At 48.7% G+C, this 24,212-nt stretch carries 20 protein-coding genes; 12 read left to right on the top strand and 8 right to left on the bottom strand.

Annotated elements, in window-relative coordinates; translation table 11 throughout:
- Nucleotides 1-128: 128 nt before the first annotated feature.
- From QZT80_RS04120 to QZT80_RS04095, 6 genes are all read left to right on the top strand, one after another.
- A complete protein-coding gene (locus QZT80_RS04120) occupies nucleotides 129-509 on the top strand; it encodes a hypothetical protein (protein ID WP_295118070.1) in 381 nt (126 codons plus the stop codon).
- 76 nt (nucleotides 510-585) lie between these two features.
- Entirely contained in the window at nucleotides 586-4,941 is a 4,356-nt protein-coding gene (locus QZT80_RS04115) for a CusA/CzcA family heavy metal efflux RND transporter (RefSeq protein ID WP_295118068.1), read from the top strand.
- Between the two features lie 10 nt (nucleotides 4,942-4,951).
- The gene (locus QZT80_RS04110; protein WP_295118065.1) at nucleotides 4,952-6,115 is read left to right on the top strand and encodes an efflux RND transporter periplasmic adaptor subunit; all 1,164 of its coding nucleotides are present in this window, start codon (nucleotides 4,952-4,954) and stop codon (nucleotides 6,113-6,115) included.
- A gap of 79 nt (nucleotides 6,116-6,194) precedes the next feature.
- Entirely contained in the window at nucleotides 6,195-6,932 is a 738-nt protein-coding gene (locus QZT80_RS04105) for a glycosyltransferase family 2 protein (protein ID WP_295118062.1), read from the top strand.
- 10 nt (nucleotides 6,933-6,942) lie between these two features.
- Nucleotides 6,943-7,740 carry an O-methyltransferase gene (locus QZT80_RS04100; RefSeq protein WP_295118059.1) on the top strand — a complete coding sequence of 266 codons (798 nt, stop codon included), beginning with the start codon at nucleotides 6,943-6,945 and terminating at the stop codon, nucleotides 7,738-7,740.
- Between the two features lie 35 nt (nucleotides 7,741-7,775).
- Entirely contained in the window at nucleotides 7,776-8,612 is an 837-nt protein-coding gene (locus QZT80_RS04095) for a hypothetical protein (protein ID WP_295118056.1), read from the top strand.
- A gap of 118 nt (nucleotides 8,613-8,730) precedes the next feature.
- On the opposite strand, the gene QZT80_RS04090 is transcribed toward QZT80_RS04095, so the two are convergent.
- A complete protein-coding gene (locus tag QZT80_RS04090) occupies nucleotides 8,731-9,357 on the bottom strand; it encodes a DUF4142 domain-containing protein (protein ID WP_295118053.1) in 627 nt (208 codons plus the stop codon).
- Nucleotides 9,358-9,600: 243 nt separating this feature from the next.
- Between QZT80_RS04090 and QZT80_RS04085 the strand changes: the two genes are divergently transcribed.
- A complete protein-coding gene (locus QZT80_RS04085; RefSeq protein WP_295118050.1) occupies nucleotides 9,601-10,392 on the top strand; it encodes a hypothetical protein in 792 nt (263 codons plus the stop codon).
- A gap of 164 nt (nucleotides 10,393-10,556) precedes the next feature.
- Nucleotides 10,557-12,173, top strand: a complete 1,617-nt coding sequence (locus QZT80_RS04080; RefSeq protein ID WP_295118048.1) for a hypothetical protein — start codon at nucleotides 10,557-10,559, stop codon at nucleotides 12,171-12,173.
- A 124-nt stretch (nucleotides 12,174-12,297) separates the two neighbouring features.
- Here the strand turns inward: QZT80_RS04080 and hemL are convergent, their stop codons facing one another.
- Genes hemL through hemA form a run of 7 tightly spaced genes read right to left on the bottom strand, consistent with a single transcriptional unit; the run spans nucleotide 12,298 to nucleotide 19,439 of the window.
- The gene (hemL, locus tag QZT80_RS04075; protein ID WP_295118045.1) at nucleotides 12,298-13,584 is read right to left on the bottom strand and encodes a glutamate-1-semialdehyde 2,1-aminomutase; all 1,287 of its coding nucleotides are present in this window, start codon (nucleotides 13,582-13,584) and stop codon (nucleotides 12,298-12,300) included.
- Nucleotides 13,585-13,611: 27 nt separating this feature from the next.
- Complete coding sequence (hemB, locus tag QZT80_RS04070) at nucleotides 13,612-14,586, bottom strand: porphobilinogen synthase (RefSeq protein ID WP_367112849.1); 975 nt, start codon at nucleotides 14,584-14,586, stop codon at nucleotides 13,612-13,614.
- Between the two features lie 22 nt (nucleotides 14,587-14,608).
- Nucleotides 14,609-15,526 carry an oxygen-dependent coproporphyrinogen oxidase gene (gene hemF / locus QZT80_RS04065; protein WP_295118041.1) on the bottom strand — a complete coding sequence of 306 codons (918 nt, stop codon included), beginning with the start codon at nucleotides 15,524-15,526 and terminating at the stop codon, nucleotides 14,609-14,611.
- A 2-nt stretch (nucleotides 15,527-15,528) separates the two neighbouring features.
- On the bottom strand, nucleotides 15,529-16,560 hold the full coding sequence (hemE, locus tag QZT80_RS04060; RefSeq protein WP_295118038.1) for a uroporphyrinogen decarboxylase: 1,032 nt from the start codon (nucleotides 16,558-16,560) through the stop codon (nucleotides 15,529-15,531).
- A gap of 3 nt (nucleotides 16,561-16,563) precedes the next feature.
- Nucleotides 16,564-17,271: a uroporphyrinogen-III synthase gene (locus tag QZT80_RS04055; protein ID WP_295118035.1), complete on the bottom strand. Its 708-nt coding sequence runs from the start codon at nucleotides 17,269-17,271 to the stop codon at nucleotides 16,564-16,566.
- Nucleotides 17,258-18,181 carry a hydroxymethylbilane synthase gene (gene hemC / locus QZT80_RS04050; RefSeq protein WP_295118032.1) on the bottom strand — a complete coding sequence of 308 codons (924 nt, stop codon included), beginning with the start codon at nucleotides 18,179-18,181 and terminating at the stop codon, nucleotides 17,258-17,260. The genes QZT80_RS04055 and hemC overlap by 14 nt, the downstream gene beginning before the upstream one ends.
- Before the next feature lie 4 nt (nucleotides 18,182-18,185).
- Complete coding sequence (gene hemA / locus QZT80_RS04045) at nucleotides 18,186-19,439, bottom strand: glutamyl-tRNA reductase (protein ID WP_295118029.1); 1,254 nt, start codon at nucleotides 19,437-19,439, stop codon at nucleotides 18,186-18,188.
- Between the two features lie 253 nt (nucleotides 19,440-19,692).
- On the opposite strand from hemA, the gene hemH reads away from it, so the two are divergent.
- The 4 genes from hemH to QZT80_RS04025 all read left to right on the top strand — a co-directional run bounded on the left by hemH (nucleotide 19,693) and on the right by QZT80_RS04025 (nucleotide 24,179).
- A complete protein-coding gene (hemH, locus tag QZT80_RS04040) occupies nucleotides 19,693-20,745 on the top strand; it encodes a ferrochelatase (RefSeq protein WP_295118026.1) in 1,053 nt (350 codons plus the stop codon).
- A gap of 466 nt (nucleotides 20,746-21,211) precedes the next feature.
- Nucleotides 21,212-22,330, top strand: coding sequence for a Re/Si-specific NAD(P)(+) transhydrogenase subunit alpha (locus QZT80_RS04035; protein ID WP_295118023.1), 1,119 nt, complete (start codon nucleotides 21,212-21,214; stop codon nucleotides 22,328-22,330).
- A 5-nt stretch (nucleotides 22,331-22,335) separates the two neighbouring features.
- On the top strand, nucleotides 22,336-22,653 hold the full coding sequence (locus QZT80_RS04030) for an NAD(P) transhydrogenase subunit alpha (protein ID WP_295118020.1): 318 nt from the start codon (nucleotides 22,336-22,338) through the stop codon (nucleotides 22,651-22,653).
- 23 nt (nucleotides 22,654-22,676) lie between these two features.
- Nucleotides 22,677-24,179 carry an NAD(P)(+) transhydrogenase (Re/Si-specific) subunit beta gene (locus QZT80_RS04025; RefSeq protein ID WP_295118017.1) on the top strand — a complete coding sequence of 501 codons (1,503 nt, stop codon included), beginning with the start codon at nucleotides 22,677-22,679 and terminating at the stop codon, nucleotides 24,177-24,179.
- Nucleotides 24,180-24,212 lie beyond the last annotated feature (33 nt).

Below are 24,212 nucleotides of genomic sequence, written 5' to 3'. Positions count from 1 at the left end.
AAGGCTGCGCGGTAATTACCCATGACCGGTATGCAGCAACTATCAGGCCTTAACTCACTGATAACGAAGTGTAATTTAACCCAGGGTTAAACATCGGCCTTCAACCTTTTTTATTACTTTTGCTGCCAGTGAAACAATGGCTTGTCATACTGCTTTCCCTTCATTTCAGCACCGGTAACGTAATTATGCCGGAGCTGGGAAAGATGTCGGCGCTAGTGAAACATTACCAGTTTCACCAGCGGGAGAACCCGGATATCAGCATTTTCTCCTTCTTCAATCTTCATTATTGCGACGCGCAGCACATGACTAAATACCATAACGATCATGAGGACCTGCCTTTCCATTACGACGATTGTTATGCGATGTTTGCCAGCCACAAGTTTGAGCCGGTGGCATCTTTTAGCCTTAACGAACACTTTACGGTAACCGAAACCACCAAGGGGCCGCGTACGGGCCACTTCTTCTCCCGCGATATCCTCATCAATATTTTCCAGCCACCCCGCTGTTAACATGTAATTAATGCGTTGTAAAAAACAGTGCCTGTAATACGGGCAGACTGTTATTATTTATCGTTGTATTTCATACATGTTACAGAAGATTATTGCTTTTTCGATCAGGCAGAAACTGATCGTTGCCATATTTACATTGGTCCTGGTGGTCTGTGGTGTATACTCCCTCACCCGTCTACCCATCGACGCCGTGCCGGATATTACCAATAACCAGGTGCAGGTGGTTACCGTGTCGCCTTCGCTGGCCGCCCAGGAAATAGAACAATTTATTACCTATCCTGTAGAGCAGGCCATGGCCACTATCCCGGGTATTGTAGACATCCGTTCCGTATCGCGTTTCGGCCTTTCGGTGCTTACCGTGGTATTTGACGATGATGTAGACCAATACCTGGCCCGCCAGCAGGTGCAGGAGCGTATTTCCATTGCCCGGGAAGAAATACCGGAGGGCATGGGTGCCCCCGAAATGATGCCGATGACTACCGGGCTTGGTGAAATTTACCAGTATATGATACGCCCTAAAAAGGGCTTTGAAGATAAATATGATGCCACTGAACTGCGCAGTATCCAGGACTGGATCGTGCGCCGGCAACTGCTGGGCACACCCGGTGTGGCCGACGTGAGCAGCTTCGGCGGCTTCCTGAAGCAGTACGAAGTAGCGATCGATCCGGATAAGCTGAGGAGTATGAACATTGGCGTGAACGATGTATTTGACGCCCTGCACCGTAATAACGAAAACACCGGTGGTGCCTATATCGAACGCCAGCCTGCAGCGTATTATATAAGGGCGGAGGGTTTGGTGGAAAGTATAGAAGATATCGAGAACGTAGTGGTGAAGAACAATACAGGCGGAGCGCCGGTGTTGATCAGGGATATTGCTACGGTGCAGATCGGGCATGCCATCCGTTACGGAGCGCTTACTTATAATCAGCATAAAGAAGTGGTAGGCGCTATTGTGCTGATGCTCAAAGGCGAAAACTCCAGCCGCGTTATCGCCAGTGTAAAAGATAAGATCGAAAAGATCAGCGCCACGCTGCCCGAAGGCCTGGAAATAGCGCCTTTCCTCGACAGGACCAAGCTGGTGAATAACGCCATCGATACGGTAACGCATAACCTGCTGGAAGGCGCGCTCATCGTGATTTTCGTGCTGGTCGTATTGCTGGGGAATGTGCGTGCGGGTATCATCGTAGCCTCCGTTATTCCACTATCCATGTTGTTCGCCGTTTGTCTGATGAACCTCTTTGGCGTATCGGGCAACCTGATGAGCCTCGGTGCTATCGACTTTGGATTGATAGTAGACGGTGCCGTGATCATCGTAGAATCAACCTTGTTCTACCTGGCCGAAAACCATGCGGGGCAAACACTGGATAAGAAGGAGATGGACAAAGTGGCCGGCCTGTCGGCTTCGCGGATCATGAGCGCTGCCGCGTTCGGGCAAATCATCATCCTGATCGTTTACCTGCCACTGCTGGCCCTCACTGGTATAGAAGGTAAGATGTTTAAACCCATGGCGCAAACCGTCGTATTCGCCATCTTAGGTGCTTTTATCCTGTCGCTCACCTACGTACCCATGATGAGCGCCTGGTTCCTGAACCGTAAGATCAAAGCGGGACATGGTATTTCAGATAAGATCATCCATGGCATCCGCCGTGCGTACGATCCGATGCTGCATTTTGTGTTACGTTACAGGAGAGCAGTATTGTGGACGGTATTAACATTATTCGCTTTAAGCCTGATGTTATTTACAAGACTGGGCGGTGAGTTCATACCATCGCTGGATGAGGGCGACTTTGCGGTGGAAGTACGTTTGCGTACAGGTACCTCACTCACACAAACCGTGAAAGTAACACAGCAGGCTGCTGATATCTTGTTACGCGATTTTCCGGAAGTAGAACAGGTGGTTGGTAAGATAGGTTCCTCTGAAATACCTACAGACCCTATGCCAGTAGAAGCCTGCGACCTGATGATCATTCTCAAACACCGCGATGAATGGGTAACTGCTGATAATAAAGATGAACTGGCAGAAAAGATGCGCCAGCAACTGGCCGCTATCCCCGGTGTGGACTTCGGTTTTCAGCAGCCTATCCAGATGCGTTTTAACGAATTGATGACGGGGGCTAAGCAGGACGTGGTGTTAAAGATATATGGAGAAGACCTGGAAACCCTTTCTGAACAAGCCGCTAAGCTATCGGCCATTGCAGGTAAAGTAGAAGGCGCGAAGGACATTTACGTAGAAAAAGTAACCGGACTTCCGCAGATCATGGTACGTTATAACCGCGCTGCCATTGCAAAGTACGGGCTGAGTATTGCAGATGTAAACCAGACTTTACGAACGGCATTTGCGGGCGAAGTAGCGGGCCGGGTATATGAAGGCGAACGTAAATACGATCTGGCCTTACGTTTTCAGCAACAAAACCGCCAGGACATTACCGATGTGGAGAACGTAATGATCTCCACCAAAAACGGTTTCCAGGTGCCGCTTACCGAAGTGGCGAACGTGGAAGTGCGTTTAGGGCCTAACCAGATACAACGCGACAATGCGCGCCGCCGCATCATTGTAGCATTTAACGTACGCGGGCGTGATGTATCGTCGATCGTAGAAGAGTTACAGCAGAAAATAGGGAAGCAGATGAAGTTGCCGCCGGGTTACAACATTACCTACGGTGGTGCCTTCGAAAACCTGGAAGCAGCGAAAAGCCGTTTGGGTATCGCCGTTCCGTTGTCACTGCTCATGATATTCGCCTTACTCTATTTCACTTTCCATTCCGTGAAATATGGTGTTCTCATATTTACGGCCATCCCGCTTTCGGCCATAGGCGGCATTATTGCGCTATGGTTACGGGATATGCCTTTCAGCGTGTCTGCCGGCGTAGGTTTCATTGCCTTATTCGGTGTGGCGGTATTAAACGGGATTGTACTGATCACAGAGTTTAACCGGTTAAAAAAGGAAGGGATGGAAGATGTATATACCCGCGTACTGTTGGGTACCGCTGTACGTTTAAGACCCGTGATCATGACAGCAACCGTAGCCTCCCTGGGCTTTTTGCCGATGGCGCTTTCCAATGGTTCCGGTGCAGAAGTGCAACGGCCGTTGGCCACGGTAGTAATTGGCGGTCTGGTATCGGCCACAATGCTCACATTGCTCGTGTTGCCCGTATTATACATCTATTTCGAAAAGGGCATGAAACCGCCGAAGTTCAAACCAGCGGCCACACTTATCCTCTTACTTATTTTGGGCGCAGCTTTACCTGCCGCCTCGCAGCAACGTGTTAGTCTGCAACAGGCCGTAGATAAGGCCCTGCAACAACACCCCGGCGTTAAAGCCCGCGAGCTGGCTGTAAAGAGAGAAGAAGTACTGAAAGGTGCAGTGGCCGATTTCTCTAAAACAGAACTGAACGCGCAGATAGGGCAGAACAACAGTATCAAACAAGATCAGCTTTTTTCTATCTCCCAAACTATTCCTTTTCCCTCCACTATTGGCGCAAACAATCGCTATAATAAAGAAAGGATAAAGGGAGAGCAGGACGCGCTGCAACTCACGAAAACAGCACTGGCCTACGAGGTAAAGAAGGCTTACCTGCAACTGCAATACCTGCATGCACAGCAACGCCTGCTGTTTTTCCAGGATAGCCTTTACCAGCAGTTCGTAACTATTGCCGCGTTAAAAGTAAAAACAGGCGAATCGGCCAAACTGGAATCACTTACTGCCGAAACCCAGCGTATGGAAAGCCGTAATGCCCTGCAGAACCTGGAAGCAGAGAAGCTGGTATGGTACCGGCAACTGGCCGGCCTTTTACAGGAAAAGGACAAATTTGTGATCGCAGATACCACGTTTACTGCCCTTAACTGGCAAAATAGCGATGATAGTCTCTTAAATAATCCGCAAATGTTATGGCAACAACAGCAGGTAAAAATTGCAGCAGCAGGGCTGAGAGCGGAGAAAACGAAAGTGCTGCCAGACATTACACTTGGTTACTTTAACCAGTCGCTTATCGGTTACCAGAACACCGATGGGGTAGATCAATACTACGATGGCGGGCGCCGTTTTCAGGGTGTACAATTTGGCCTCAGCGTTCCGTTGTGGTGGAAGCCTTACGCCGCCCGTAGCAAAGCCGCAGCCATATACCAACAGGCAGAAGTCCAGCGATCGGTGCAATTACAAACGCAGCTCGCTGTACAATGGCAACAGGACTATGAAACGTTGCTTAAGCAACAACGGCAGCTTAGTTACTACGATAAAGCCGCATTGCCCCAGGCGAGGTTAATGATCGCACAGGCCCAACTGGCCTACCGCGAGGGAGAAATAGGTTATATGCAGTTCTGGCAGCACCTGCAGCAGTCTGTAACTATCGAACGTAATTACCTGGACGCTCTGCTGCAACACAACCAGGCCGTACTGGCCCTCCGGCAATTAAATGGCACCATCATCAACTAAAAAGAAAAACATGCGTAAAGCGTTATCAAATATGATTTTTGCGGTAGCCCTTATGGGATGCGCCGGCAAATCAACGGAGCAACAAGAGGCTGCACACGAAGCAGAAAAGAAGCAGCAAAACCTGGCGGTGATCACCGACGTACAGCGTAAAACCATCGGCCTTCAAAGCGCGTTGCCGCAGCAACGCGCCATTAGTCACCTGTTAAAGGTAAATGGCGTGCTGGACGTGCCTCCGCAAAACCTGGTGAGCATTTCGGCCCCTATGGGCGGGTTTTTGCGTCGTACGGAGCTGCTGGAAGGGATGAAAGTAAGGAAGGGCGAATTGCTGGCCGTACTGGAAAATCCGGACTATGTGCAGTTACAGCAGGACTACCTGGAGAACGCCAGTCAGCTCGACTACCTGCAAACCGAATACGATCGCCAGCAGAAACTGGCCGAGCAGGAGGTGAATGCGGCAAAGGTGTTGCAGCAGGCCAAAGCCCAGTATCTCGGGGCAAGGGCGCGGACGGAAGGGCTGGAAAAGAAACTGGCGATGATCGGTATTACACCGGCGGCTATCCGGACAAAAGGGATAACCAGCACGATCAATATTTACAGCCCCATTGCAGGGTATGTATCTGAAATAAACGTAAACGTAGGTAAATACGTAACCCCCACCGATATGCTGTTTAAAATCGTGGATGCAGAACATCTGCATGCGGAATTAACGGTATTTGAGAAGGATGTGCATTCGCTGAAGCTGGGGCAAACTGTACGTGTGCAGTTGGCGAACGAGCAGAAGGAGCGTACCGCCAAAGTGTACCTCATCGGTAAGATCATCGATAAGGAAAGAACGGTAAGGGTGCATTGTCACCTCGACCAGGAAGATGAACAACTGCTGCCAGGGATGTTTATTAAGGCTTTTGTGGAGATTAGTCCTGCCGACCAGTGGACCCTGCCGGAAAAGGCGGTAGTAAGCATGGAGGGTAAAAACTATGTTTTCGTGCAGAGAGGGGCCGAAAAGGACAGGTTTACCTACGAATTACTGCCTGTAACCCTGCTGGCCCGTACGGACGGATGGGCTGGAATTGAGCTGCCTGAGGGTATAAATCCTGAAAAAGACAGCATTGTGACGGAGGGGGCTTTTGAGCTGCTTTCCGTTGTGACGGCCGGTGAGGGGGGCGAGGATCATTAAGTTTTAAGGGGGCGGGGATATTTTACTTCGTCCTTTGGCCCCTTTTCTTATTTTTGTTGCCGAAATTAAAAAACACTGCATGCTCAACAACAAAAAGGTAGTCGTAGTACTGCCTGCCTACAATGCTGCCCTTACCCTTGAAAAAACCTATCGTGAAATTCCTTTCGAGATTGTTGACGAAGTCGTGCTGGTAGATGATGCCAGTAAGGACGATACTGTAGACGTAGGTCGCCGGCTGGGAATCAAACACATCATCCGCCATGATAATAATAAGGGATATGGTGGTAACCAGAAATCCTGCTACAATAAAGCGCTGGAATTGGGCGGGGATATTGTAATTATGCTGCACCCCGACTACCAGTATACGCCCAAGTTGATTATTGCTATGACCAGCATTATCGCAAACGACGTTTATCCCGTGGTCTTTGGTTCACGGATTTTGGGCAAAGGTGCCCTTAAAGGAGGCATGCCGCTCTATAAATACTTTTTTAACCGCTTCCTGACTTTTACTCAAAATGTACTGATCGGTCAGAAATTAAGTGAATATCATACCGGGTACCGCGCCTTTTCGGCCGAGGTGTTGCGGAATATCAACTACATGGCGGATAGCGACGATTTCGTATTCGACAATGAAATGGTATCGCAGATATTCATGAAAGGGTACGATATTGCTGAAGTAACCTGCCCTACCAAGTACTTTGACGAAGCTTCCAGCATTAACTTCAAGCGCAGCGCTATTTACGGACTGGGCGTACTGAAGGTATCATTGCAGCACCGCCTGCACATGTGGAAGCTGGCGAAAGTGAAGATTTACTAAAAAACAGTCAGTGAGTATACAACACCAGATAGACCTGGCGAAGAAATACCTGAAGTATTACTTCAAAGCCGGCAACAGGCACGATGTGCATTCGCCCTTCGTGTTTTCGTTGATTGAGGATGTTTTGAATAAAAAGGCCGACCGCCCGGCGTACAGGCCTATGGAAAACCTGCGCGGCCAGCTGCTGCAAAGTAAGGCCGTGGTAAATGTAACCGATCTGGGTGCCGGTTCGCTTACGGGCGCGGGCACGCAGCGTAAAGTAAGCGATATTGCCCGCCATGCCGCTAAACCGGAGAAGTTCGGTCAGCTCTTTTACAGGCTGGTGCAGTATTTTCAGCCTGGGAGCGTATTGGAACTGGGTACTTCGCTGGGCATGAGCACCGCGTATATGGCCTCTGCCAAACCTGATGCAAAGGTGTATACGATCGAAGGCTGTCCGAATATTACGGAACTGGCCAGAACCAACTTCGCCTTGCTGGGCCTGCAGAATGTGCAGCAGTTCACAGGCAATTTTGATGAGGTGTTACCAAAGGTGCTGGAGCAAATGCAGGCCCCCGACTTTGTATACATCGACGGTAACCACCGCAAAGAGCCTACCCTCGACTACTTCCATCAGTGTGCAGCCAAAGTACAGGACCATTCCATATTCATATTCGATGATATCCACTGGACGCCCGGTATGGAAGAAGCCTGGAAGGAAATACAGGACGACGAACGCGTTACGCTTACCATCGACCTGTTCTTCATCGGCCTGGTGTTTTTCAGGAAAGACTTTAAGATAAAGCAACACTTTACGATAAAATATTAATCAGCTGCCGGTGTTCCGGCAGTTTTTGTTTGCATATGAAAGCTCATCTCCTCATTTTACTGATCGCGGCCAACGCGCTATTAGCCTGTAACAATAAGCCTAAAGCCGCTGATGGTGATTCGGTCATTGCAACCGCTGCGGCTGATACGCCCATGCTGGCTGAAGCCGCCGCAGAACCTGTAACAGACTCGCTGCAAATTCCCATATACGAAGACCCTACGTTGCCGCTAAAGCTAATCAGCCAAAGTGCTTACCATGGTGATGAGGTGCCCGCTAACACAACTTCTCTGCAGTGGATAGGCCTCTTCATTGGAGAAACCGGATATTACACAGCCCCGGCACACCTAAAAACTACCAGGGTGGAAGATGTTGTGCTGGACGAAAACGGGGAAAAGACCGGGATACAGATAAGCAGCGATAACCCGGACTCTGCGTTCCTTTTCATCACTAAAAATGAATTTATATCCGGTGGGCCGGTAAGTGCTGTGCATGTTGGAAAAGCAGAGGATTATGGAGTAGCACCCGGCACCAGCCGTAAGTTTGAACTTAAAGGCAATACTTATACGATTTACGCTACAGCCGATAGCTCAGGGGAAGGCGCTACTTTGAGTTACCTCAATTACAAGTTATATCTCAACGCCACCATCAACGGTAATACTACAACCCAGCTGCTCGCCGCCAGCATGCATATGGATGATCAATTGATGAACGTTTTATTTGCAGGGGATATAGATGGCGATGGGCTGATGGATTTTATCCTGGAGACGTCTTATCACTATAATGTAATGGCGCCTACCCTGTACTTGTCTAAACCTGCAGAGGCAGGGAAGTTGCTTAAGCTGATGGGGGTTAACTACTCAGTAGGCTGTTAAAAATATAAAAAGGGGTCGCTTTAGTAAAGCAACCCCTTAAACTGTTCTTTTAATAGAAACAGCGTTAGCTTAAAGTCTTGGAAGACTCCAGCTGGTCTCTGCTACCAGCGTTAATTAATTACTTCTTAGCGTCCAGTTTGTCTTTCAGCGCTTTAGCATGGTCCAGGTGCGTACGCAGTTCTGGCAATGCATCAACAAACGCTTTCTTTACATCAGGATCTTCTGCTTTATCCGCCCATTTCTCGAAATTCTTGATCGCATCTTCGTGCTCATCCACCAGGTCGTCTACATAAGCTTTATCGAAATCAAGACCTGATTTTTCAGCTAATTTATCGATATCGTTCTGGTCGCCCTGTTCAATGCTCTCTGGCAAAGTGAAAGATTTTTTACCGGCGAGGGTTTTCAGCTGACCATTCAGTTTGGTGTGTGCTGTAACCATCATGGCCGCAATTTTTTTCACTTCCGGATCGGTACCTTTTGCTTTAGCGGCTTCAGATACTTTTACTTCATACAGTCCGTCGTTATAAGCTTTTACCACGCGTTTAGAATCATCTTCCAGCGAATCAGAAGCAAATTTATCCTTGTTCATGTCGATCGCCTCGTCTTTAGTGATCGCAGAATCAGGAATTTCGGTGTTTGCGCTGTCCGAGTTGTTGTTGGTGGTGCCGGAATTACATGCATTGATCATTACAAATGATCCGATTAATGCCATCCCGGTGAGTGTCTTCAATTTAAGAGTTTTCATGGTTTTCCATTTTTTTCACAATAGAGGTGAAAAGATTATGCCAAGCCCTTAAACCCTTCATATCCTGTATTTTATTGCGGGAAATTGTAGACAAGCATCCACGTTACGGGCCTTTATGTGCATAAAAAAGCAGTGGAAAGGGGACTTATCTGCTGGTTAGATTAAATATTATTTATATATTTATACCCGTTTCAGCTTATCCTTATTTACTGATATACCGAATACGGCCGGGAGGCCGCACCTATGAAAACCGCATTTACCATCGCCGCATTGCTGGTTGTGCAGCTGTTGCATGCCCAGGGGCCACATGTAAAAACACCTGAAAGGCTGCCTTTTGAGGAAAAGTTGAGTACCGTAGAGTGGTTATGCACCTACGACAGTGTAGCGACCTTTATTTCTAATATTGCCATGACTATGCCTTATGAAGACCGTTTACGGACAGGCAGGCACTGGTTCTGTTACCTGGCCGGCGACGGCCAATGGAGAGCTGTATTTGGTAAGTTCGCGGCTAATAAGTACGACATAGTAGCGCATTATAAAATAATTGACACCGCGTGGATAGACCAGGTGTGTGAGCATGATACATCAATGATCAACAGTTACTCGCGGGCTATTGATAATGCCTACGCCAACGCGGCGCAGGTATTGGGGCATTCACAGGTGAGGTTCAATAAATTTATACGCAGCAACCAGGATAGCACGATCAGCCTTTGGTTAATGCCCTCGGTACAATCTGCCGACATTGCGATGTATGGTGGGGAGTTTTATTATAAATTTGATAAACAGGGAAACCAGGTGCTGGACAGGGCCGAATATTATGCAGGCCGTTTCCGTGGTTTTAAAGTTGGAAGTCCCCGCGCAATACATCTCGACTATACGCAGGACGAAGTGCCAACATTAGGAGCAGTATATTTTGCCTGGCGTAACAGGAAAGTGTTCGGTGACATCCACATCGAAAACAAGGCAAGCAGCATGGTACTTTCCTATAATGAGGATAAGGGGTATCATTGGGTTACAACCGGCAGGAAGAAATAACATAAACATATATTCGTTCTAGCATTTACGTTATTGGCGAAAGTCCGGTATCTTGTTCGCCGGATTACGACCGGTATCTATTGCAGTACCAGACCTACTTTGGGGTATAGATCAAATGTAAATTTTCATTGGTATTATGCCATTCATAAAAACGGCTTTCTTAAATGTTACACTGGATTAAAAGCATACTTGGCACCGATCCCAGCCCCAAATATTCCTGGGTTACGGCCAACTCCCTTTTCCAGTTTATTAGTGATCACATCGATCTCTCCGGCAAGCTGGATGAGAAAGCGCTCGTATTACCCGACGAGGAGGCATTGCCTGCTGGTACCGATTTCAGATATACCGCCGGTTTAAAAGATGCACTGGCTGCAGTAGAAGATGAGGACGAAGATGTAATAGAAGAAAAAGTGATCACCATCATAAAGCTACTTGCTAAAGTAGCTGCGCGCGGTGATGTTGCAGCGGGTAACCAATTATTCGACTTCCTGGTAGCCAACGGCGACCTGATGGGATATATAGATCCGACCCTGGAAAGGATCGTGGACCAGAACTTCGAGATAGAACCTTACCTGTACCCGTACGCAAAACTGCTTACGTTCGAATGTGCGCACCGCAACGGTGTTAAGTTCGGTATGGCCTTACTGGGCCTTTGCCGCAAGGAGGAAGTACTGCCCATGTTACGTATGCTGGGGCTGCACGACGAATTCACCATCTACAGTACCATTGCTATTATTTACCTTTCGCCCGACCCGGAAACAGACCTCTGGAACCTGGCCCGCCATGTAGAAGGCTGGGGGCGGATACAGGTGGTCGACCGCCTGGCAGGGCTGGTGCAGGACGAAATGATCAAAGACTGGCTGGTAAGAGAGGGGTACAAGAACAGTATTATGTTCGAATACCTGGCTTACACCTGCGCCATGAACGGCGAGTTGCACGACCGTCTCGAATCGCGCGTAATCGATAAACAACTGTTCGTGGCTGCCGGTGATTTACTGGAAGCCATGATCATGGGCGGGCCGGCGGAGGATATAGATGATTATGTACATGCCGCCGCAGCTATTGAACATTATGTACGCCATGCCCGTACGATGGCCGATAATGTTCACGACTTCTACATCCTGCACGAAATAGGCAGTTATATTTCCCTCGAAACGCGCGACTGGAAAACGCTTCGTGAAAATGGGTGGACGCAGGACCTGCGCTCGAATATCCTGATAGATATTATGGGTATTATACAGCAGCCCGGCTGGCATAACAGGGCTGTACTGGCTTTGCAAAGTGAAGACCCGGTAGTGTACTGGCAGGCGAAGGAAGCGGCTAAAATTCTGCACATTAACGTAGAGGATGTTTTATGGCACCGGCTGCAACTGGAACCTTCCAATAGTAATTACTGGTACGATATATTAGATCATGGCGGTGGCATTCATATAGATGATGCGATCCGTTATGCAATGGATAACCTGCCCTTACAACCACAGGAGAACGAGGGCGATACCATTCACGCCGGCCTGTCGTTAGAGTTCCTGGTAGGTGCACTGGACAAACATCCCGGTAAGGGCGAGGTGTTGTTGTTAGCTGCCTTGCAGAGCGATAACCTGCGTAACCGCAGTATGGCCGTACGCACGCTCAGTATATGGGAGCAGGATGAATGGACGCCTGCCCTACGCGACGCCCTTTTACGTTTGGGCGCTACCGAACAGTTTGAAGGTTTAAGAAACGATATACGACGTGTGTTAAGCGGCGAAATATTGTTGGACGACGATACCCCTGAAGAATAACCCGATGCCGCTGAAGTGTGCGACGCAACGGCTGCCCAATAATATTCCCACCGCTGCCTACATAAAAAAGCTGCCCCGTAAAAACGAGGCAGCTCAGGACCGGAATATAGTTCCTGTTCGTTAACTATTTAATCGCCTGCATCGCCGATTTAGCGGCATTTACAGTGAATTCGATATCTTCTTTGGTGATCGCGTTGCTCACGAACCAGGTTTCAAAAGCAGATGGTGGTAAGTATACACCGCGCTCCAGCATGGCATGGAAGAAACGTTTGAACAATTCGTTGTTAGCACCGGAAGCCGCTGTAAAATCGATAATCGGGTACTCCGCAAAGTGTACGCTGATCATAGAACCGATCTGGTTAATCTGGTACACTACACCTGCCGCACCAAATGCCTCTCGCAATCCATTTGCCAGCAGCGTAGTTTTTTCTTCCAACTGGGTGTAGATCTGCGGATTTTCTTTCAGTGTGTTCAGTAAAGTATAACCAGCGATCATCGCGATGGGGTTGCCACTTAAAGTACCTGCCTGGTAAACCTTTCCGGCGGGTGCGATGTGTTCCATAATTTCCCTGCGACCGGCGAAAGCGCCTACTGGCATACCGCCGCCAATGATTTTACCAAAGGTTACGATATCGGCTTTGATGTTCAGGAGTTCCTGCGCACCGCCCTTCGCTAACCGGAAACCAGTCATTACTTCGTCAAGGATCAGCAATATGCCGTGTTCATCGCACAATGCACGCAGTCCTTCCAGGAAGCCCGGCTGGGGTAGGATGCAGCCCATGTTGCCGGCAACAGGTTCTATGATAATCGCTGCTATTTCGTCCGGATTATCGGCGATGAGCTGTTGAACAGCAGGCAGGTTGTTGTAAGGTGCTGTAAGCGTATCGTTGGCCACCACGGCAGTTACGCCGGGCACCGACTGGATACCTAAAGTAGCCACACCGCTACCTGCGCTCACGAGGAACGGGTCGGCATGACCATGATAGTTACCTTCGAATTTGATGAACTTGTTCCTGCCGGTATAACCGCGCGCCAGCCTCAGGGCTGTCATGCAGGCTTCTGTGCCGGAATTCACCATACGCACCATATCGATATTAGGCACCATGCTGATGATCAGTTCCGCTACTTTAATTTCCAGTTCGGTAGGGGCACCAAAGGAAGTTGAGTAGGTGGCGTATTCCTGGATGGCTTTTACCACGGGTTCGTAGGCGTGACCTAAGATCATGGGGCCCCAGGAGTTGATGTAATCGATGTACTTGTTACCGTCTACATCGTACATATAAGCGCCCTTGGCCGATTTCATAAACACAGGCGTGCCGCCTACGCTTCTGAATGCGCGTACGGGAGAGTTAACTCCGCCGGGCATTACGGTTTGCGCTTTTTCGAATAATGATTTGCTCTGGTCGAACATAACAGGCTTAGTTTTTCTAATGGATAATTAACCGATCAGTTTCGCAGCGTCTTTCGCAAAGTAAGTAGCGATAAGATCTGCACCCGCGCGTCTGATGCTGGAAAGGCTCTCAATTACAGCTTTTTCTTCGTTGAGCCAGCCCATTTTAGCAGCTGCTTTGATCATGGCGTATTCACCGCTAACATGATAAGCACTTACGGGTACGGTTACACTGTCCTTAATAATACGGATGATATCGAGGTAAGCCATCGCTGGTTTTACCATCACGATATCTGCACCTTCTTCCACGTCCATAATGGTTTCTTTGATCGCTTCACGGGAATTGGCAAAGTCCATCTGGTACGTTTTCTTATCGCCGAAGCCGGGAGCAGAGTCCAGTGCATCGCGGAAGGGGCCGTAAAAGCAGGAGGCATATTTGGCGCTGTAGGCCATGATGCCGGTTTTAGTAAAGTTGTTTTCTTCCAGCACCTGCCTGATAGCCAGTATACGACCGTCCATCATGTCGCTGGGTGCTACGAAGTCGGCACCGGCTTGTGCATGGCTAAGGCTCATGCCCTGCAACACTTCCACGGTAGCATCGTTTACGATCTCTTCGCCTTCCACAATACCATCGTGGCCGTATATGGAGAACGGATCGAGTGCAACATCGGTCATTACTACCATGGCAGGCTGTGCGTCTTTCACGGTTTTAATGGCGCGTTGCATCAGGCCGTCAGGGTTCAGGGCTTCGGTGCCTTTATTGTCCTTCAGGTTGTCTTCGCACTTGATAAATAATAATACGCTCTTAATTCCAAGGTCCCACAATTCTTTCACTTCCTGCTTCAGCAGATCGAGTGAATACCTGTAATAACCGGGCATAGAAGATATTTCTTCTTTTTTCCCACTGCCTTCGATCACGAAAAGCGGTGCAATAAAATGCTGTGGCTGCAGTATCGTTTCTGCCACCATAGCACGAATGGCCGGCGATGTTCTAAGTATCCTGTTTCTTCTGATCATCATCACTCCTTTATTTAAGATTATAAAATTACATGTTTATCCAGTCCTGCGGCTTCAGGTGTGCTGCCAGTTCTTCCTCCGGACTTCCCGGGGCCGGGTGGTAGTCGTACTCCCAGCGTGCGCGGGGAGGAAGGCTCATCAGGATGGATTCTATACGGCCATTGGTTTTTAAACCGAACAGCGTACCGCGGTCGTGTATGAGGTTGAACTCCACGTAACGCCCGCGACGGTATTCCTGCCAGTCGATGTGTTGTTGCGTGTAAGGTAAATCTTTCCGCTTTTCCACGATCGGTAAATAAGCTTTCAGGAACGATTCACCGTTGGAGATAGAGAACTGCAGCAGGTCGTCTGCCGTACGTGTTGCATCGGGGCGCAGGTAATCGTAAAATATACCACCTATGCCACGGGCTTCGTCGCCACGGTGTTTATTAATGAAGTACTCATCACATACCTTTTTGTATTTATCGTACAGTTCTGCTCCAAACGGATCGCAGGCCTGCTTAAAGGTAGTATGGAAATGTTTGCCGTCTTCTTTAAACAGGTAATAGGGGGTAAGATCGGCCCCACCGCCAAACCAGCTGTCGATGAAGGTGCCCTGTTTATCGTACAGCTCGAAATAGCGCCAGTTAGCGTGAACTGTAGGTACAAAAGGGTTTACCGGGTGAATAACCAGCGATATACCGGCTGCCAGGAAGTTACAATCCTCCTCTATACCAAAATGTTTGATCATGGCCGGGGCCAGCGGACCATGTACCACCGACGTGTTTACACCACCTTTCTCAAACACATGACCGTTGCTGATCACGCGGGTTTTACCGCCACCGCCTTCTGCACGTTCCCACTTATCCTCGCGGAAAGTGGCTTTGCCATCAATGGCTTCCAGTCCTGCGCAAATTTCATCCTGCAGGCGGTGTATAAATGATATGAACTGGTCTTTTATCTGCATGATTAAATGCTGTATTCTTTAACTGCGTCTACAAATGCACGGGCATGATCTACCGGAACATGCGGCAATATACCATGGCCCAGGTTAGCAATGTAACGGTCGGTACCGAAATTGTCGATCATCGTTTTCACCGACTTTTTGATCTCCGGGATTGGCGCCAGCAGTTTTGCCGGGTCAAAGTTACCCTGCAAAGTGATGTTGTTACCTGCAAACTGGCGGGCCAGTTGCGGTTTGATCGCCCAATCCACACCCAAACCAGCGGCACCGGTGGCGGCCATTTCTTCCAGTGCAAACCATGCACCTTTGGCAAATACGATTACCGGGCAAACGTCTTTCAACGCTGCTACGATCTGGCGGATATATTTCAGGGAGAAGTTCTCGAAGTCTTCAGGACTTAACAAACCACCCCAGCTGTCGAACACCTGAACAGTGTCGGCACCGGCTTTTACCTGTTCTTTCAGGTAAGCGATGGTGGTATCGGTAACCATTTGCAGCACCTGGTGCGCTGTTTCCGGTTGCGTATAACAGAACTCTTTAGCAGCATCGAAGGTTTTAGATCCTTTACCCTGCACCATGTAACACAGCAAGGTCCATGGAGCGCCGGCGAAACCGATCAGCGGAACACGGCCTGCGAGGGTCTTTTTAGTGAGTGCCAGTGCGTCGAATACATACTGCAGTGATTCGTTCACATTGGGTACATGAATGCGTTTTACATCGGCGGCCGTTTTGATCGGCTCTGGCAGGAGGGGGCCTAGTTTCTCCACCAGCTGTACTTCCATACCCATGGCCTGTGGTACCACCAGGATGTCGGAGAAGATGATCGCAGCGTCAACACCTACCTGGTCTACCGGCATTACAGTAATTTCGGTAGCCAGTTCCGGGTTCTGGCAGCGTTCGAAGAACGAATACTTTTCGCGCAGTTTAATGTAATCGGGGAGGTAACGGCCAGCCTGGCGCATCATCCATACCGGTACACGTTCTGTTTTTTCACCCTTCAGGGCCCTCAGCATAAGATCATTCTGTAATCCGCTCATTCTTTACGATTGATTGTTAAAATAATGTATGGCTGTGTTAACCAGTGCTGCCGAGGTGGCGGCGCTGCTTACCACGATAGTGTTTTGTGTATGTTCCCGTAATACGCCTCCGGTGGTTTCGCCGATAGCGAAACAAATTACGCCTGGCGCGGGAGTATTGTTGGCGAAGTAGCTTTTAATGCCACTCGGACTATAAAACAGGATGCCATCGTATTTACCCACGATGGTGCTTTTTAATTCCGTGGTTTCGTAAACGGTGACTTCCTCCAGCGGAATGTTGTGCTGCTGCATCATGGCAGGTAGTTCGTCGCGACGGATATTTCCACAGAAAAAGACGATATCTGTAGCCTGCCTTTGCAGTAGTATCATGGCGAGTGCGGCGCTGCTTACTGCATTGGCTACCACCTGGCTGTTCGGGAAAAATTCCGTTACCGCTTCGATGGTGGCGCCGGGCAGGCAGTACATTTCCCATTTTGCCTGCGAAGTATCTGCGAGTGCGGCTACTGCTTTTACGGCATTGGCGCTGGTGAATACGGCGTTTATTTCCCTGGTTATCAGCTTGTTTATCTGTTGGCGGAGTTTGTTCGTTTGCAGGTAACTAACGTTGATAAAAGCGCGGGGAATGATTTGTATACCACTCTCGGCCGCTGTTTGCAGCAGAGCGGTATCTAATCTTTTGGTACTGAGTATACGATATTTATACACCGGCATTCCTGATCTGTGCAACAATGTGTCCACCTCCCTGCTGCAATATTTCCTGCGCGGCTTCCTGGCCCAGTGTGGCCGTTTGAGCAAGGGGAAGTGTTCGTTCCACTGCGTAGGTTACAGTACCGTCCAGGCTGCAAAGGCTGCCTTCGAACCAGAGCGTATCACCTTCCAGTTGGGCAAGCGCGCTGATAGGAGTGGTGCAACCGCCCATGAGCGTACGAAGGAAATCTCTTTCGATCTGCGTGCAGAGGGAGGTAGCGTAATGGTTAAGGGGGGCGGTAGCTTCGCGGCAATAATCGTCGCTTTCGCGGCAAACTACTACTACGGCACCTTGTGCGGGTGCAGGCAGCATCCAGTCAAGTTCTACAGATTCCGGCGGACGTACGCCTATTCTTTCCAGTCCGGCGGCGGCAAATATGGCCCCGTTCCATTGTTCGGAAGCCAGCTTTTGCAGGCGGGTATTTACATTCCCGCGCAGGTTGTGCAGTTGGTGATTGGGAAAGCGGCGCAGCCACTGCGCTTTGCGGCGGATGCTGCTGGTAGCTATATGAGCAACTCCTTCGGGATTGTCCAGGAAGGAAGTGTCGTTTTTATATACAAGTAAATCTTTTACAGGACCGCGTTCGAGTACGGCTGCCTGCATAATGCCTTTCGGCAGTTGGGTGGGAACGTCTTTGAGGGAATGTACCGCCATGTCGATGCGGCCATCCAGCAAAGCGATGTCAAGACTTTTAGTGAAGATACCCTGTACACCAATTTCGTACAAAGGGGTTACGAGGTCGATATCGCCATCGCTTTTAATGGGCACCAGTACTGTTTCGTATCCTTGTTCCGTGAGCAGGTCTTTTACCCGGTTAGCCTGCCATAGTGCAAGCTGGCTTTCCCTGGTGCCTATCCGTATCGTTTTTTGCATGAGCTTAATCCTGATTAACGCCAGTCTCAAAAATATCATTGATCATGGCTATATACTGGTCGCTCTTATCAGTTTCTTTTCTCACTTTACCAGCCATGAGGTTGATCATCTTCTGGATGATACGTGAAGACACTTCTTCCACATCTTCCAGTTTATAGGCATTGCCGTTCTTTTGTTGCTGTATTTCGCGGGTGTGTATCTCCTGCAACTTTTCTTTCACTGCCTTCAACACTACAGCGTGTTTACGCATTTTATGCCAGTAGAGGAACTCCTGCATATGTTCGTCGATAATTGACATGGCTTTTGGTACTTCACCCAGCCTGTTATGCAGGGTTTCGTCCTGCACTTTCGACAATTCATCCACGTTTACTACCTCTACATGCGACAGCTCATTTACTTCCGGTGCTACGTTAAAGGGAATGGAAAGATCGATCACCAGTTTGGGAGAAGTGTTTTCCAACTGCGACTTCACGATCGTGGGCTGTGTGGCATTGGTGGCTACCAGTATCACGTCCGCATCTTTTAATGCACCACCGAGGCCATCAAACGGAACATACTGCAGGCCGTGGGTGGTGGCAAATTCTTCTGCGGCCGCAATGGTGCGGTTAACCAGCATAATGTTACGCGTACCGAGGTAATCCATCATGTTCTTCGCGGTGTTACGGCCTATTTTGCCCACACCCAATAACACGATCTTCTTATCCTTAATGTCCGTGATCTTACGCTCCAGTAATCGTACTGCGGCAAATGCAACAGATACGGTGCCTGAACTAAGACCCGTTTCGTTCTTAATTAATTTTGAAACCTGCAACACACTGTTTACCAATCTCTCTAAGAAAGTGCCGATACAGCCATTCGCTTTCGCAAACTTCGCCGCAGTCCTTATCTGCCCAACTATTTCGTAGTCACCAAGAATCTGGGAGTCCAGGCCCGTGCCTACCTGGTAAAGATGCCGTATGGCTTCTTCGCCCGATTTCACATAAGCCAGTTCTTTGAATGATTCAAGTGAACCGGTAGTCTGGGTGCAGAGCAGCGCCATCAGATCCTGCGGGTCCGTTGCAAAACCGTAAACTTCCGTCCTGTTACAGGTAGAAAGTATGAACAGGTCATTCAACCGGGCACACTTTGCCTCTTCAAGAACGCTGTGATATTGTTCCTGGTTAACGGCAAATAATCCTCTGATCGCAGCGTCTGTTTTCTTATAGTTGAGTCCAACAATATGAAAATGTGATATGTCTCTAGGGTAGTTGACCTGCATTTTATTTTTTCTAAGCTTCCGGGTGCAAAAATACTTGCATACACCCCAAAAGACTTCACCACGAAGTCATTAGTGTGTCATTTCTACAATGGTGGCCGATCTTACGAAAAAATGACTTTCATCATCTTTGCAAAAATGGGTGTAAACGGTGTGTAGAATCTGGATTATTCAACAATTAAATGACATATCTCAGTGCAAGTGCGGTTAAATGAGAGTAGTTTTGCAATCAAATCTAAAAGGTCAGTATAAGGTCATGAGCTCAACATCAGAAACAGGAATCATATTGATGAACCTGGGATCTCCCGATTCCACATCAGTTCCGGACGTACGGCGTTATCTATCAGAATTTTTAATGGACAAAAGAGTGATCGACTATCCATGGCTGGTGCGTAAGATAGTGGTCGATGGTATCATCGTGCCCCGTCGTTCGCCTAAATCAGCCGAAGCATACCGGTCTATCTGGTGGGAAGAAGGCTCTCCACTGATCGTACTGACCAAACAACTACAGGCAGCCGTGAAAGCACAAATCGACGCGCCGGTAGAAATCGCTATGCGTTACGGTCATCCTTCGCCCATGTACGCGTTTGGGAAAATGTTGAAAGAAAATCCCAACCTGAAAGAGGTCGTGTTACTTCCACTTTATCCGCACTATGCGATGTCGAGCTACGAAACCGCAGTGGAATATGCCAAGGATATCTATGAGAAAAAGAAATACCCTTTCAAGCTCACGGTGATCAAACCTTATTACGACGACGAAGATTATATCAATGCACTGGCCGACAGCATGCGCCCGTATATAGAGCAGGATTATGACCACCTGCTGTTCAGCTATCATGGTGTGCCGGTAAGGCATATCCGTAAAGGCGATATTACCGGCAGTCACTGCCTGAAAGTGAACGATTGCTGTAATGTGGTAAGCGAAGCACATAAGCAGTGTTACCGCCACCAGGTTACTTTCACTTCTATGCTGGTAGCGCAAAAGCTGGGTATTCCGAAAGATAAATGGAGCATCTCTTTCCAAAGCCGTCTTGGCCGAGAAGAGTGGATCCAGCCTTATACGGCCGTGCAGTTTGAAGAACTACCCAAACAGGGCAAAAAGAAACTCCTGGTAGCCTGCCCCGCTTTCGTGAGCGATTGCCTCGAAACGCTGGAGGAAATTGGCGTGGAAGGCAAACACTCCTTCCTGGAGGCCGGCGGCGAAAGCTTTACCATGATCCCCTGCCTTAACACGCACCCCGGCTGGGTAAGCGCCATTACCAAATGGGGTAACGAAATTATGGCCGGACAAACGGAAATGGTCGTTTAAACAGGTCTCATCTTCTTTTTATAGCGAAGCACAGGTATACCGCCTGTGCTTTTTTCATGCGAAATACCTCCGTACCTGATAGCTATATCCTATAGGGATCGTGTATAGATGTCCCATATATGAGTCATATCTGAGCCATAGTTAAGTCATATATGTCCCATATCTTAAAAGATACGGAACATCTACGGGTCATATACGGCTCATATACGGGACATATACGGGACATCTATATAGGATCGTTAAAGGATGCACGAAGGATGCAAAAAGCCGGGCGCGGTAATATTACCAGGCCCGGCTATAGACCGGCTTTTAGAAAACGGTGTTATGAGCCTTTTCCCGGCAATAGTGGTGCTACAGGGAATTGGGCGAATAAGTTTTTTGATAGTATTACACCTAAAAAATAATACCCCGCTTCCCGTCTTTGTATCACTTTTTCAGTTAAATTCACATTATAAATCTCCATAAGATGATTTTGGGTGTCCTAAAAGAGCAATCAGGCGAAAACAGGGTGTCACTGGTTCCGGAAGTAGTAAAACAGTTTTTACAGTTGAAAGTCCGGGTACTGGTAGAGCCGGATGCGGGTGCGCGGGCGTTTTTCGCCGACAGTGCTTATGTAGATGCCGGTGCGGAAATAGTGGCACGGGAGGTGCTGATCGGGCAGGCCGATATTCTTTTAAGTATACATCCACCCGCTGCCGACACCTGGCAGCAGGCAGGCGCAGGTAAGATCTGGGCCGGTATATTTCAGCCCCTGTTTAATATTCCGCTGATGCAGGAATGGGCGGCAAAACAGTTTACCACTTTTAGTTTAGATACAGTGCCACGCACCACCCGTGCCCAGGGTATGGATGTGCTTAGTTCGCAGGCCAACATTGCCGGTTATAAGGCAGTATTGCTGGCCGCGTATAGTTATAGCCGTTATTTTCCGATGTTTACCACGGCAGCCGGTAGTATTCCACCGGCCAAGGTATTGATATTAGGGGCCGGCGTAGCAGGCTTGCAGGCGGTGGCAACAGCGCGCAGGCTTGGAGCGGTGGTAGAAGTGTTCGATACAAGACCGGCCGTTAAAGAAGAGGTGATGAGTCTTGGTGCCCGCTTCGTGGAAGTAGATGGTGCTGCAGACGCATCAAAGGCCGGTGGTTATGCAGTAGAACAAACAGAAGAATACAAACAGAAGCAGGCCGCTAAAATAGAAGAGAGTGCTGCTAAGGCCGATATCGTGATCACGACCGCGCAAATCCCCGGTAAAAAGGCACCTGTACTGATACCGGAACAAACCCTCGGAAAGATGAAGAACGGTGCCGTGATCATAGACCTGGCGGCATCTACCGGCGGTAACACCGCTATTACCAAAAACGATGAAACGGTTACTTATAAGGGCGTGACAGTAATCGGTAATTCCGCGTTACCATCTGCCATGCCTTCGGATGCCAGTAAGTTGTACGCCAAAAACGTACTTAACTTCCTGAAGCTGATCATCGATAAAGAAGGCAGTGTACACCTGAACTTCGAAGACGATATTGTAAAAGGCGCCTGTATTACGCATAACGGCGAAATTGTGAACGAACGTGTAAAACAGCAATAGATCATATGGAAACGATGCTTACATTCTTACATCAGCATATACAGATCGTGTATATCGTAGTGCTGTCTGTTTTCCTGGGTATTGAGGTAATTGGCCGCGTGCCATCTGTATTACACACGCCTTTAATGAGCGGCGCTAATGCTATTCACGGGGTAGTGATCATCGGCGCTATTATCGTAATGGGTAAAGCCGAAGGTGATAATTATCTGGCGCTGATACTGGGTTTCCTGGCAGTGATATTGGGCACGTTAAACGTGGTAGGGGGCTTTGTGGTAACCGACAGGATGCTGGAAATGTTTAAAGGAAAAAAGGAACGGAAGTAGATTTTCTCATTTATACGTAAGGTATGTCTATCAGTTTGCTCAGTCTGGCTTATTTAATCGGCTCTGTTACATTCATCATCGGGCTTAAAATGTTAAGTCACCCTGCCAGTGCGCGTAAGGGTAACCTTATCGCGGCAGGCGGTATGGCTATAGCGATATTCGGTACTATATTTCTGTATGAAGAGGGTGGCCAGAAGCTGCATAATTACGGCTGGATATTCGCCGGTCTCGCTATTGGCGGCATTGTGGGAGTGATGACAGCGAAAAAGGTGAAGATGACGGCGATGCCGGAGATGGTGAGTATGTTTAACGGGATGGGTGGTGCGTGTGCGATGCTGATATCGATTATTGAGTTTAATCATCTTTCAGGCGCCCGTCAGGCGCTTCAGTCGCTTATGGGGGCAGCCGGTTTCAGGGAAACTTACGCAATAAGCGGGGATGTTGATCTGAGAGGCAAACTGCTGATCATCCTGCTCGGCCTTATTATAGGTTCCGTTTCTTTTGCCGGCAGTATTATCGCCTGGGGTAAACTAAACGGCAAAATAAAGGACAGGTCTTTCAAAAACCAGCATATCGTTAATCTTTCGTTGCTGAGCATTGTAGTACTCATTTCGGGCTATATGGTTGTTGTGGCCAATAATGTTACTCCTGATGCAGATCCCGGTGCCTGGTTTTTCCTGGAGTTGCCGGTGTTGTTCTATGTTGTTTTCCTGCTTTCCCTTGTATACGGCGTACTATTCGTCATGCCTATCGGTGGCGCTGATATGCCGGTAGTAATATCCCTCTTAAACTCTTTTACTGGCGTAGCAGCAGCCTGTGGCGGTTTCTTATACGATAACCCTGTAATGCTTACCGGCGGTATTCTCGTAGGTTCTGCGGGTACCATCCTCACTATACTGATGTGTAAAGCGATGAACCGTTCGTTGAAAAACGTATTGATAGGTTCATTTGGTGGTAGCAATGCAGTGGCAGGCACTGGCGATAAAGACCAGGGGCATTTTAAAGAGATATCACTGGCTGATGCAGCGGTAGTGCTGTCTTACGCCAATCGTGTAATCATTGTTCCCGGTTATGGACTGGCGGTAGCGCAGGCACAGCACGTATGCCACGAGCTGGAATCATTGTTAGAAGAGAAAGGCGTGGAAGTTAAATATGCCATTCATCCGGTTGCCGGCCGTATGCCGGGGCATATGAACGTATTGCTGGCCGAAGCAGATGTGCCGTATGATAAACTCGAAGAAATGGAACAGGCCAACAGCCAGTTCGCCACCACAGATGCCGTGCTGATTCTCGGTGCGAACGATGTGGTAAACCCTGCGGCTAAGAATGATCCCTCCAGCCCGATATATGGAATGCCTATACTGGAAGTGGAGTTAGCGAAACATGTGATCGTGAACAAACGCAGTATGAAGCCCGGTTACGCGGGTATTGAGAACGATCTCTTTTTTCAGCCTAAAACCTCTATGCTGTTCGGCGATGCAAAGAAAGTATTGCATGAACTCGTTACTGAAATAAAACAAGCCTGATTTCCGGCGCTCAAATCTGGAAAAACAACTCCC

It is taken from the genome of uncultured Chitinophaga sp., from assembly GCF_902168175.1.
Classification (GTDB): domain Bacteria; phylum Bacteroidota; class Bacteroidia; order Chitinophagales; family Chitinophagaceae; genus Chitinophaga.
Note: the sequence above shows the minus strand (reverse complement) of the source record. Positions and strands in the feature narration are given on the sequence as shown.